Origin of the sequence: Ancylomarina salipaludis, from assembly GCF_004122035.1 — a bacterium.
GTDB classification, from domain to species: Bacteria; Bacteroidota; Bacteroidia; order Bacteroidales; family Marinifilaceae; genus Ancylomarina; species Ancylomarina salipaludis.
In genome coordinates, this window is the sequence record NZ_SAXA01000001.1 from 403,025 (window position 1) to 417,142 (window position 14,118).

General features: G+C 35.6%; 5 protein-coding genes. All 5 read left to right on the forward strand.

Annotated elements, in window-relative coordinates:
* The first annotated feature begins 407 nt into the window (after positions 1–407).
* Entirely contained in the window at positions 408–9,881 is a 9,474-nt protein-coding gene (locus EO244_RS01710) for a T9SS type B sorting domain-containing protein (protein WP_129252304.1), read from the forward strand.
* Between the two features lie 39 nt (positions 9,882–9,920).
* Positions 9,921–10,970, forward strand: a complete 1,050-nt coding sequence (locus EO244_RS01715; RefSeq protein ID WP_129252307.1) for a PorP/SprF family type IX secretion system membrane protein — start codon at positions 9,921–9,923, stop codon at positions 10,968–10,970.
* A 33-nt stretch (positions 10,971–11,003) separates the two neighbouring features.
* Positions 11,004–12,371: a hypothetical protein gene (locus EO244_RS01720; RefSeq protein WP_129252309.1), complete on the forward strand. Its 1,368-nt coding sequence runs from the start codon at positions 11,004–11,006 to the stop codon at positions 12,369–12,371.
* A 21-nt stretch (positions 12,372–12,392) separates the two neighbouring features.
* Entirely contained in the window at positions 12,393–13,469 is a 1,077-nt protein-coding gene (locus EO244_RS01725) for an endonuclease/exonuclease/phosphatase family protein (protein ID WP_129252311.1), read from the forward strand.
* A 96-nt stretch (positions 13,470–13,565) separates the two neighbouring features.
* Entirely contained in the window at positions 13,566–14,048 is a 483-nt protein-coding gene (locus EO244_RS01730) for a hypothetical protein (RefSeq protein WP_129252313.1), read from the forward strand.
* Positions 14,049–14,118 lie beyond the last annotated feature (70 nt).

The following is a 14,118-nucleotide window of genomic DNA, read 5'->3' on the forward strand; positions in this document are numbered from 1 at the left end:
TCATATATAATCTCTGAAACAAAAAAAACTTACCACACAAAGCTTGAATAGATTCAAGTTTTGTGTGGTTTTTTCGTTTTACAAAACGAAATACAAAACCTAACACACAACATAAATATCAAATAATTCATAAAATCTAAATCAATCAAAACTATTAACCTGCTTTTAATATTTTAATACCAAATTCTCATTTCGTCATCCACAAAATCCAAATTACCCTATATGTTAACAACACTAAAATATTTTTAACCGTCAAAACATTCCATTAGTCACGATTTTGATGCTTTTTACAATTAATTAGCTTATTTTTACCTCACATACGACTATTCCTCTTTTTATTATTTAGAAATAGGAATCTTCTCATGATTTTATATGATTAAATAATACGCAACTTTATTGATTTTGCTATGAATACAAAAGCAATCAGCTTAATTTATATTATTATCCTACTGTCATTTTCAAGTGCTGTTAATGCTAAAGATTTTTATTGGATTGGAGGTTCCGGAAACTGGAATGAAATTCAGCACTGGAGTGATCAACCTGGTGGTCAGATCAATCCGGACGCTGCTGTCCCAAATTTTGGTGATAATGTATTCTTTGATGAAAACTCATTCCCGGTACCAGGCGCCGTGGTACTCATCAATGATGTGGCTAAGTGTGCTAATATGGATTGGTCGAATGTAACTAATTTGCCAACACTTAAAGCGGATAATGATCCGGCTCACTTCTTAACCATATACGGTGGATTAAAGCTAAGTTCCAATATGCTTTTAGATCTACTAAAGCCATTATATTTTAGTGCGTCCACACCCAATAATGAAATCGACTTTGCAGGCCACACTTACAACAATGATATTTACTTCACCAAAAATGGAGGCTGGATTATAAAAACACCTCTCCACGTACAAAATCATATCATCTATTTTGAACAAGGAAATTTAAGTTTTGAAGCGGATATAACCTGTGCCCAAATTATAGCAGATAATCCAATATCCAGAACTTGGAACTTAAACAACTCAAACATAACACTAAGCGAGTCAGGAGCTTCCGTTCTTAAAATTAATTCTGACAATTTAAACCTTAATCCCGGAAATTCAAAAATTACAATAACAGGAACTAATGCAAGTCTCGACATATCCGGTAATTCAACAATCAACTTATATGATGTTGAATTTCAAAAAAACGGAGCTGGAGTTTACAATGATGCCTTAAAAGTCAACTTTAACCAACTCGAATTTCTAGCCGGAGGTAATTTAAAAGGATCGAATCAATTTCAGAATCTGATTTTCACCAAAGGAAATAATTACCTGATTTATAGTGGTGCAGATCAAACCATTCAAAATTTATTTACGGCAGAAGGAAGCTGTAGTCAACACATTAGTATTTCTGGTGTTGATGGAAATGGAACTATTATTGCGAATTCAACATCATTAGATTTCCTTAAAGTTAAAAATATGGTTGCCTCAGGAACCGCAGCTCCTTTCAATGCAACAAGCTCATTCAATTTAGGTGGAAACACGGACTGGAAAATCACTTCGCCTCTTCCCCAAAACTACAACTGGATTGGTGGTACCGATAATAAATGGAATACACCCACTAACTGGGACGGGAATTGCGTGCCCTCTCGAATTGACAATGCCACAATTAATGGCAGTTTTAATGTAGAAATTGATGCCGATTCAGAATGTAAAGACTTAAGCCTTTCAAATGCCGTCACCCTATCGGGGTCATCATCACTTAGTATATTCGGATCTTTAGATGCCGGCAATGCCATTTGGAATCTAGTCGGGAATTGCCACTTTGAAGGCGATGCCAATCATACCATCTCTATAATCAACAGTTTTAAAGCTGATGTTTATTTTTCAGGAAACGGAACCTGGCAACTGCTAACTGAACTTAAGATTCCGGATCATGCTTTATATTTGGAATCAGGTAATATTATTTCAAATAACAACAACTTAGACCTAAATCAATTCTTATCTATTGGTGATTTAAATCGCAGCTTAGATCTGGGAATCTCCACACTTAGACTAAATGGTAACTTTCTAAAAACATGGGATGTTGAAGGCAGTCATTTTACTATCCCTAACAATGATTACTTAATTGAATTAATTCAACAAACTGCCGGATTTTACAACAATCACATTTCGACTATAACTTATAACAGGGTTCATTTTAATGATCCAAGAGAAAAAGCCAATCTAACCAATGAAAGCAGTGCAACCGTTAATTTTAAAGAATTGCAATTTCTGGCAGGGGCTAATATATCAGGAGATCATAATTTTGACACGTTCATTTTATCGGCTGGGAAAACCTATCTTTTTGAAACAGGTAGCCAACAAAAGATTTTAAATAAAGATGGTTTCATTGCAGAAGGATCCTGCTCCGAATTTATTTACTTAACTGGTAATGGAGGTGTTTCTACAATTATATCAGATGTCAATTCTGATAGAATCACCAATGTCCAGATTACCGACCTTGAAGTAACAGGAGGTGTAACCCTTTCAGGTGGTCTGAATGCAGCTAATTCTTTTGGTATATCAAACTACACCGGTTGGAATATTATACCTAAAGGAGGAAGTGATGATTTTATCTGGAAAGGAACCGAAGACTCTGACTGGTTTAATCCTAAAAACTGGGATCCGGAATGTGTTCCAACGCGACTGGATAATGTTTTCTTCGACGCGGGTAATCTTACGCCTGGCGGAAGCAGCACAATTACTGTAAATGGCACCCGAATTCCGGAATGCAATAATATGACATGGTCTAATGCCTCCTCATTAAAATTCGATGGTAATAGTGATCTGTATATTTATGGAAGTCTTGATTTCTCATCTCTTCCAGCAGGATCATTCACTTACGATGGTATAATCTACTTCAAATCTGAAAATGATGTTAATATAAAATTAGATCAAGTTTCACTGTCCAACAATGTTATTTTTGAAGGGACTATTCAGGAAAACAGTTTATGGTTAGCAGGAACATGGACGATTGATAGTAATTTTGAAACTTCCGGAGATATCCAACTAAAACGAGGCAAACTTATTTCTAACAATTTTGATATAAGCTGTAATGAACTTTATTCAAACTTTAGTGATGACAGAACACTACAATTAGATGCTTCTATACTGCATCTAAACGGTATCTTTTTATCACCAGAGAATCTAAATTTCATATCGGGAACTTCAGAAATCATAGTGGGTGAAAATGGACGGGTTGAAGTTACAACTGGTACAGACGCAGTAGCATTTAATAAGGTTACCTTTGATCAGGAAACAGGAACTGCTCTGTTCGCAATTCGTGGGAAAAACGTTTCGTTTAATCAAATCGATGTTAAATCAAATGCTAACTTCCTTTATGGCGGCTTTAATGTAGACAACCTAATCTTAAACCAAGGAAAAACCTACAAGTTTACGCAGGGTGAAATTTATAATATTGGTGACATAACTGCCATTGGAACCTGTGAAGGAACCATTGATATTTCGAGTTTATCAGCTGGATCTGAAACAACTTTCAACAGTAAAAATGGGAATCCGATAAGTGTAAATCAAGTCAATTTAATAGACGTATTTGCAACCCCGCCTGCAACATTTACAGCTAATAATTCAATAGACCTAGGTCATAATGACGGTTGGATATTTGCAACAACACCAACAACCAGAAACTTATTCTGGGTTGGAGGTTCAGGTACGTGGGATGATCCTGCCCACTGGTCAGAAACATCAGGAGGTTCTCCTGGAGCTTGTGTACCTACAGCCTTGGATAATGTTTATTTTGACATTAATTCATTCTCTGGCAAAAATCAAGTTGTTTCCACTGGTAGTGGTGATATCCGATGTCGAACTATGGATTGGAGAGGATCAGAAGGCACATCTCCTATCTTCCAAATGGGAACTATAGCTATATCAAGCGTTTATATGTATGGTTCATTTATACTTAACGAAAATCTTACGGTTAACATACCTGATGTTGATTTCTACTTTCGATCAACCGAAAAAGGCAACACTCTTATTCTTCATGACTTCAGTTTCCCCAACAATGTCACATTCGATGGTATAGGTGGCGAATGGACATTAGCCAATAATTTAGATATTGACGGGAATCTATTTCTGGACAATGGAGATTTTATTTCTGCTGGATTTGATGTTTCATGTAACTATTTTGAATCATCAGACTTAACCTTCTCTGGTAGAAAAAGAACCTTAGATATTAGAAATTCAAAATTCACCATCCTTGGATACGAGAATAGTTTTTCAGTAAATATCGATGCAGCTGATATTAATGCCCGACAAACCCTAACGCTTTTAGCTGACGGTAGTGAAGTAATCATTGAGAGTGAAAAAGCATTCTTCATTGGTGGTGCATTTACGAGTAATGTCACTTTTAACGCAATTCGCTTTAATAACAAGGGCAGTCTAAGATCTGAAAATCTTGTAACCCGAATTAATGATTTAACCTACGAACAAGGGGGTGAATTAAATGGGACTTTGAATATCGGTAAACTAACCCTTAACAAAGGAACACAACCCAACACTTTTGAATTTGAATCTAATGTCACGTTTCCTATTGAAGAATTTACGGCTCTGGGCTCATGTAATTTCCCTATCGATATTCGAGCTAGCAAAAGTGGTAAACAAGCAAACCTTGAAGTAAAAAACAGCGTCAATGTCAACTTTACTGTACTCACTGATATTAATGGTGTCGGTTCAAGTGTAGCCTATATTGCAAACAATTCAATAGAAAATACCAACGTTACAAACTGGACAGTAAACCCGGTAGCAGCTATTGATTTATACTGGGTTGGTAATGGTTTAAATGATGAATGGTCTAACCACCTAAACTGGAGTAAAACTTCTGGTGGCACATCTGAAGGTTGTGTCCCTACTGAACTTGACAATGTCTTTTTTGATGACAAATCATTTTTGGGTAGTAAAACCGTACTTATTAACTCCGATGCCCGATGTCACAATATAACCTGGACTGATGACGTTGATCCTTCTTCAATTTTTACGGTTCAAAATCAGTTGGATGTTCATGGTTCTCTCGATTTTAGTGAAAATATGACTCTTGAAATGTCTGGCGATTTAAAATTCAAGGGAGATGGCTTAACGGCTGATAAACCAATCGATTTTGCGGGAAAAGCCTTAGATGGGGATATTTACTTCGATGGAAAAGATCAATCTTGGATCCTTCAAAACAACTTATCTACTTCCGGAGATCTATTCTTAGAAAATGGTGCCTTTGATACCAAAGGAAATAAGATGTCTCTATCTAGTTTTTCGTCTTTAAATTCTTCTCCTCTTGCCAGTAGAAAATTAAATATTTCAGGATCAATTGTGACTGTTAATGCAGAGAAATTTAAATCCTGGAGTATGATTTTTATCGGTTCCCCTTTAGAATTTACGGCAGTAAACTCAGAACTATACTTTCCTAAAAAAGGAGGAATTTATTGCGAGAGCTCAAACGATGTCAAATTTGGAGATGCCATATTCGATGGGTATGGTGAAATTGACGTAAATGGGAATGGATTTGAAACAGGTAAAGGTGAGTTTAAAACGGTTATATTCCGCCAGCAAGGCCAGATTTTTGGGGATCATACCATTTCAAATCTAGAGTTCACATTAGGATATGGCGAAAATTCAATTCAAGCAGGAAGAACGATCAACCTGACTAATGAATTAATAATGGAAGGTGTTAACTGTTCATATGTTTATTTAAAATCGAGTAAAGATGGAGAGCAAGCTTTCATAAATTCAAGCAAAGAACTGACCATTTACCATGCATCTTTGGAAAACATTAAAATGACTGATAGCAACAATCATTGGGTTGTTGGAAAATATCTTAATGTTGGTGGCAGTAGTGTTGGATGGGTTGCAACGGCTAAAGATGACGATAGTGAAGAAGCCCCCTCATTTAAAGAAACATTGCCTGTTCGTCAGGAATGGTGTAGCAGTACAGCAAGTCTCAATCATGTTACATATTTTCCTATAAACGACAGAACCACATTCCAATGGGCATACAGCCCCGATGGTTCAGCCCCATACATTGATGAAGCTGGAGAAACATCTGCCACAATTGTTGTGAATAAAAGTGGATTCTATCGAGTTGAAATCAATTATAACAACCCCAATGGAGATCCATGTTTACTTTACTCGACCATAGAAGTAGTCATGAATACAACTTCAGATATTGTCATTGAATTCACTACAACCAACGTTCAGTGTTATGGAAATTCAGATGGTTTTATTAAAGCTGTAGCACAAAATGGGAATGCCCCTTTTACTTTCTATTGGGAAGATGAAACTGGAAAAACTGTAGATGCATCATCACCATTAGGAACAAATGAAAGTTATGCGTCAAAATTGGCTCCGGGTAAATATTTTGTTCAGGTTAAAGATGATAAAGGTTGTGACCAAACAAACTCTGTAGACATTTTTAATGCCTACGAAATGTTTATCAATAATATAACCAAAAAAGATTTAAAATGCTTTAATATTACCGATGGAGAAATTGATATAGATGCTTCAGGCGGTACCGGAACTTTGACCTATTACCTGGATGGTAATCTTGGGGCTGCACATAACACAGGACTTTCAGCCGAAGAATATATCATTCACGTACAAGATGGCAACAACTGTAAATCAGATGAGGAAAGCGTTGAGATTCTTTCTCCGGAAGAAATTACATTTGATTTTGCTTCAACTGATATTTTGTGTGCCGGTGATAAAAATGGTTCTATTGATCCTCAAATCAAGGGAGGTGTTGCCCCATATAACGTCAACTGGACTGGCAGTAATGGTTTCAATTCTACAGATGCAATTATTACCGATCTGGAAGGAGCAACTTATACAATCGAAGTGACAGACGCCAATAATTGTGTTTACACAACTCCGTTCGAATTGTTGGAACCAGAAGAAATTATTCTAAGTAACACTATAGTTAAAGATGCCAATTGCTTTGGAGAATCTTCAGGTGAGATTTTTGTTGAAGCTGATAAGGGAACAGCACCTTACACATACACCATAGATGCAACAACAAACACAAGCGGGCAATTTAATGATTTAGCAGCCAACACATACGCTTTAAAAGTAACAGACAAAAATGCCTGTGTCAAATTGCAAGACATAACAATTAAAGAGCCTATGGAAATGGGATTTATTGTTGCTGATAATATTTCTCCAACCTGTAATGATTTAAAAGATGGAATTATAAATATTGTCCCTTATGGAGGAAATAACGATTACACCTTCTCGTGGTCCGGGCCAAACGATTTTAGATCTTATACTAAAAACAATACAGGCTTAGATTTTGGAGACTATACTCTTTTACTTAAGGACAAAAAAGAATGTACCCTTGAAGAAACTATTAGCCTTGTAAAAAGCACTCCTCTTCAATTAGGTCTGGTTATTGAAGAAGAAGTCACTGCCCCAGGAGCTAATGATGGTCGTTTCAGATTAGAAATTCTAGGGGGAACTATTCCATATACATATACCGTATCAGGCCCCAATGGATATTCTAATTTTAGCCCAAGTTTCTTCGATGAAGACAAAGCTCTTTTTGAAAACCTTGAAGGAGGACTTTACACAGTAACAATAACCGATGAAAGTTCATGTGGTAGCATCACCAAAGACATTATGCTACCTGAAGGCAATCTTTTAATTGCTCAAATTATCGATCAGGAAGATGTATCCTGCATTGGGTATAATGACGGGGCTTTAAATGCAACAGCAATTGGAGGTGACGGCAGCTATTCATACTCATGGTCTGGACCATCAGGATTTACAGCTAACAGCAAATCGATTTCTGCACTTATCCCGGGTACTTATACCTTAACGGTTCAATCGGCAGGACAAAGTGCAACCGATCAAACTATAATTTTAGAACCTGCTCCATTAGACGCATCTTCAATTCTTAATAATGTCGCTTGTTTTAATGAACCCAACGGAAGCATTGAGTTGGATATCACTGGTGGAACAAAACCTTATTCTATCTTTTGGACAGGTGACAGAGGCTTATTCTCTCATTCAGATAAAATTTACGATTTGGCTGAAGGCGATTACGATTATAAAATAACTGATACCAGAGGTTGTTTCCTTTCAAACACACTAACTATTAGCCAACCAGATGCAGTTGCTATAAGCCAAACACATACTGATATTACAGATATGGGCTTGCGTGATGGAACAATTACAGCTACGGCAACTGGAGGAACACCTCCGTACACCATCTTTATTTCAGGCCCAAATGAATATTCTAAAAAGTCACTGAACAACCAAACAGGTATTTACACCGTTGACTTTCTTGAACAAGGGGTTTATGTCGTTGAAGTTCTTGATGCCAATGAATGTAGAGCAGTTACTGAAACCCGAATCTATGAACAAGAAAAAATGGTCGTTTCTTTAGTTTCAAAAACAAGTCCGATATGTCACGGTGGTGAGGAAGGTTCAATAGAGATTATTGTTGAAGATGGCAGTGGCGATTACACTTTGTCATGGGAAGCAGACAATCACTATAAAAAAACAGTTCTTTTAAATACATCTCAAACATCTAAAATAGAAAACTTAAAAGCCGGTAATTACACATTAACGGTTACAGATAACACCACAAATGAAGTTATAACTTTTAAACAAGAAGTTACAGAACCCGATCTTGTAGAGGTTGAGTATGGTATCCATAACATATCCTGTTATGGAAAAACAGATGGTTCTATCAATATTTACCCTAAAGGCGGAACACCAAATTATAATTATATATGGGAAGGTGATATTGCTCCTAATAATCTAAATAATGAAGATCAAAAGAATTTAAGTCCTGGTTTATACAATGTAACAGTAACCGATTCAAGAAATTGTATATCTGAAAAATATCTATTCGAAGTTAAAGCACCCGAGGTCTTTTCAGGTGTATCAAGCATAACGGAACCCTTGTGCTACGGAGATAAGAATGGCGAAGTGAAACTGGATATTACTTCCGGAGCTATTCCTTACACAATAAGCTGGAACACAGGAGCTATAACTCAAGATATTTCCGGTTTAAGAATTGGAACCTATTCTTGCACTGTAATCGACAATAAAAATTGCGAATTTAGGGACACTGTTATTTTAACTCAACCAGACTCACTTATTGCAGAAATAAATACCTTTAATGATGTGAGATGTTACGGGCTAAATAATGGAGACGCCTCTGCAACTGTAAATGGAGGAACGATTCCTTATAGCTTCAACTGGTCGAATGGTGAAACCACAGAAAACATCAATAATTTACGCCCTAAAAAATACGAACTAATCGTGACTGATCAGCATAATTGTCAGGATACAGCAAGCGTCGTAATCCAGGAACCTGAAGAATTACTTCTAAAAGCTGAGGCAAACCGACCAACAGTTGAGGGTGCTAATGATGGTGCAATTTTCTCAAAAGCTTTGGGTGGAATACCTAACTATACCGCGACTTGGGAAATAGAAACGGGTGCAGATATATGGTCTAATTTATCAGAACCCAATTTAGAAATTAATAATTTAGACAGGGGAAAATATAAATTAACTCTCTCCGACCAAAATTCGTGTTCGGTAGATACAATTATTAATTTAGAATATTTATATGACAGGATGATTGAAATCCCTAAAGCATTTACACCTAACCATGATGGATATAATGATTATTGGGATATCCTAAGAATTGAATATATTCAACGACTTAAAATTGTCATCTATGATCGACTTGGAGCCACAGTTTATACGTTCTCAGGCACAGGAAATGAATATAAAGGAAACCCTTGGACAGGAACAAACAAGAATTCACACTTGCCAATTGGTTCATATTATTATGCCATTGAAGCTGATGATTCAAAACCATTAACAGGAACAGTAACCATAGCACGTTAAAAATAAATTAATCGACCCATTAGCCTCTTACATATTATAATGAGAAATATTTTTATAAGTTTAATCTTCATATTTACACTACATATTTCAGCAAAGGCACAGCAGCTTCCTTTGTATAGTCAATATGTTGAAAATGGATTTTTATTTAATCCAGCCATGGCTGGTTCACGTATTTACACGCCAGTTCGCCTAACCATACGTCAGCAATGGGCAGGTATAAATGGTGCTCCTGAAACCCAGGCATTAAGTATTCACCGTAATTTTGGAGAAAGATGTACAACCTGCGACGCAGTTGGTAATCCGTTGGCACGTAGAAGTACTCAAAGGGGATTGGGAATGGGAGCTTATGTCTTCAACGACAAGTATGGCGCAATATCCCGTACAGGTTTTGAATTATCATATGCCTATCATTTGGAATTTAATCGTCAATATTATGGAAAAAGAGGAACACGTTTATCGTTTGGATTAGGTGGTATCTTTTATCAATATAAATTTGATGGCAATTACATACCAGTTGGTGATCCTCTATACACAGGAGGTGACATCGTATCATACATTCCTGATGCTAATTTTGGAGTTTATCTCTACAACAACGATTACTTTGTTGGATTTTCAATAGCACACTTATTTGAATCTTCCGTTAAGATGGGGGATTCTGGTTTCAACAACGATATCATGTTGAGACATTATTATTTCACTGCAGGCTATACCTTCAACATCAATAATCAGGTTGCTTTAGAACCCTCAGTTATTGTCCGCAGAACATTAGATTCTCAGAATTATATCGACTTAACAGCAAAATTATATGTTCGAAGTTTTTGGCTCGCCCTATCATACAGAAGCAATGAGCAATTTGTAGGTATGTTGGGAGTCAATTTTGCCAAATATTATTTGGGGTATTCATATGACTATTATTCAAATAATTTACTTGCTCAAAATAGTAATGGAACGCATGAAATTACTTTTGGTGTCAATTTAGATGTTCCAAAATCGATGATTCATGACTTAATGAGACGAAATAGAAATGAAGCGGCTAAAACGCGTCGAAAGATCAGACAAAAGAAAACGAATAGCTTTATGTTCTTTTAGCAAAAATCATTTATTTGTTTAAATTTCAATAAAATGAAACGACTCTTATCTTCATTAATAATTCTTTCATTTGTTTTCCTTATTGTTGCTTGCGACAATAAGGAAGAATTTAATCACGATCCGGATTTTCTATTAAACTTCTCAAATGACAGCTTAACATTCGATACCATTTTCTCCGGGCTGCAATCAACAACCAAGCAATTAAAAATTTACAACCCCTCTTCAAAAGCCATCTATCTTGATGAAATTACACTTGAAAACAATAATGAAGGTTACCGATTAAATATTAATGGTGTAGATGGAAATACGGCTAGGCAAGTTTATATTCCTGCCAAAGACAGTCTCTATATTTTTGTTGAATTAAATGTCCCGGATAATGATCAGGATGCTCCGCGCCTAGTCGAAGATTACATCCTATTAACATACAACTCCAAAGTGCAAAAATTTCTGCTTAAAAGTTGGGCACAAGATGTTATTCGTTTTGATAATAATGAACTTCAAACTCAGGAATGGACACAAAACAGACCTTATTTCATCGATAATAATTTATATTTAAAGCAAGACCAAATACTGACAATACAAGCCGGAACAAAGGTCTTTTTCCAAAAAGGAGCCGGCATCCACATCCATGGGACCTTAAATATTGATGGGAGTTTTGAAGCCCCGGTATTCTTCGGTTCCCATCGCCGCGAAGAATTATACAAAAATGTTCCCGGACAGTGGGAAGGCCTTTTCTTCTATGATGAAAGCAAAAACAATTTCATTTCGCATTTAAAATTAGAAAATGCAATAAAAGGCATCAGCGCTCAATCAGAAACAAACAGCAATAGTCTGGAAATTGAATACTCACAATTCCTCAATTTCACGACTACAGGGATTAAAACAAACAACTTCAACCTAAAAATGCACGATGTTATCGTTTCAAATTGCGGCGAACAAGCAGTGCTTCTTGAAGGTAAAGGTGATTTTGAATTCTCCCACTGTAACTTCATAAATAACTGGTTTCTTTCACAAAGAGCAACCCCATGCATAAGCTTTTTAGCAAACGAAGAAAACGATAATGCATTAAAAATTTACAATAGTATTATTTGGGGAAGCAAGACTAATGAATTTGAATGTGGCCAAACGAATACATTTCAATTTAAAAACACACTTATTAAACTCAATTCTGAGAAACAAAATATATTTTCAAATCGATTTGAAAACTGTATTTTTAATACCGATCCTCATTTTGTCGATAAAAATAATCACAATTACAACCTAAACGCTGAATCTATTCTTATCGACAAGGCTAAACTCGATATTGCCAACATTTACCCCATCGACTTTAATGGTAATTCGCGAATCTCTGACACAACTCCGGATATCGGAACTTATGAATATGTAGAAACAACAGATTAAAATTATTTCATAGGAGTAAGCATGAAGAATATTACCTTTTTAATACTGGTCTTATTTTTCCATCAGAGTTCCTTTTCTCAATCGAAGTCTGGGGGAAAACTTGATGATTTACGATCAGACTATAGAATTTTATTTTACAATGTTGAGAACCTATTTGATACAAAAGATGATAGCTTAAAAAACGATGCTGAATTCCTACCCCAAGGGCAAAAATATTGGACTTGGAATAAATATCAGGACAAATGCACAAAAATAGCCAAGGTCATTATAGCTGCAGGTGGTTGGCAAGTTCCTGATATTGTTGGTTTATGTGAAATTGAGAACAAAAATGTCTTAAAGGGAATTATCTATTCAACACCATTAAATAAAGCCAGGTATCAAATCATTCATAAAGAATCTCCGGATCACAGAGGAATAGATGTGGCCCTTTTATTCCAACCGGCTAGCTTCTTCCCCATCGATACCGCATTTTTGAGATTAATTTACGACGGGGCCTCTCATTCTTCTACGCGCGATATTTTATACGTCAAAGGCACTACACATACCGACGACACCCTACATTTATTTGTCAATCATTGGCCATCACGATGGGGAGGACAATTGGAATCGGAACATAAACGAATTGCTGCCGCCAAGCTATTGCGAAATAAAGTCGATTCAATATTCAACATAAATTCAAAAGCTAAAATCATTATTATGGGTGATTTCAACGATTACCCTAACAATAAATCGATCACTACAACCTTAAGAGCAAATAAACCAAAGCTCCAATTTAAAAATAATGAATTATACAATTTAGCTTCATTTCTGGAAGATAACAGTTCTATCGCTTCACACAAATATCAAGATGTTTGGGGCATGCTCGATCAATTCATTATTTCTGGAGCATTGATGAATGGTAATGGAATTTTAAATGCACAACCTAGCGATATGCACCTTTTTGCTCCTCCATTCTTGCTTGAAGATGATAAAACATATAAAGGCATACAACCATTCAGAACCTATATTGGATACAAATATCATGGTGGCTTCAGCGATCACCTGCCCGTTTATCTTGATTTGTGGCGACATTTAGAAAATGGCGAACAATCTCAATAATTAAACACAAATAATTTCATCCTTAAACAAAAACTTGTCCCTCAAAATTCTACAAATAAACAATAATTATTATCTTCAGCTATAAAATAACATTATATGAAATTTGAAAAAGATTTATTGGTTCAGAAATCGACAACTAAAACAATTTTAGGGGTCTTACATTTCGTCCTTATTATTTTATGGATTGGATCTAAATTTTATATAGAAGAGGATTTCAGTGACTTTGATCTATTTTATTTAATTGGCTTGTTTTTATTAGGCTCATTATTCATTTTAGAAGGTAGAGGAGTCCCCTTTGCAAAAATCTTCGGGAAAGCCTTTATTTTAATTGATGAAGAACGAATTAGTGTAAAAAGAGGTGTATTCAATAAAGAACAAATCATATTTTGGAACGAAATCAAACAGATAGAATACAAACCCAATTATTTCCTTTTCACAAAACACGACGATAGTCAATTACCATTTAAATTAAGACATCTGGCTTTCCGTTTCAATAGAGAAATATTAGATTTTATAAAAGTTATTGGAAAAAGCAAAGGCCTGGATGTGAAACGATTGATTGAACTCAAAAAGAAATAAAACATAACTTTATTCAAGAATATCCTCTCTTGATTTTTTTAATCAGGTAGAGGATTTTTTTTGCTATTAA

What these genes read in the sequence shown, in the direction of transcription:
- EO244_RS01715 (WP_129252307.1), top strand. Translation starts at nt 9,921, where the DNA reads ATGAGAAATATTTTTATAAGTTTAATCTTCATATTTACACTACATATT.
- EO244_RS01730 (WP_129252313.1), top strand. Translation starts at nt 13,566, where the DNA reads ATGAAATTTGAAAAAGATTTATTGGTTCAGAAATCGACAACTAAAACA.
- EO244_RS01720 (WP_129252309.1), top strand. Translation starts at nt 11,004, where the DNA reads ATGAAACGACTCTTATCTTCATTAATAATTCTTTCATTTGTTTTCCTT.
- EO244_RS01725 (WP_129252311.1), top strand. Translation starts at nt 12,393, where the DNA reads ATGAAGAATATTACCTTTTTAATACTGGTCTTATTTTTCCATCAGAGT.
- EO244_RS01710 (WP_129252304.1), top strand. Translation starts at nt 408, where the DNA reads ATGAATACAAAAGCAATCAGCTTAATTTATATTATTATCCTACTGTCA.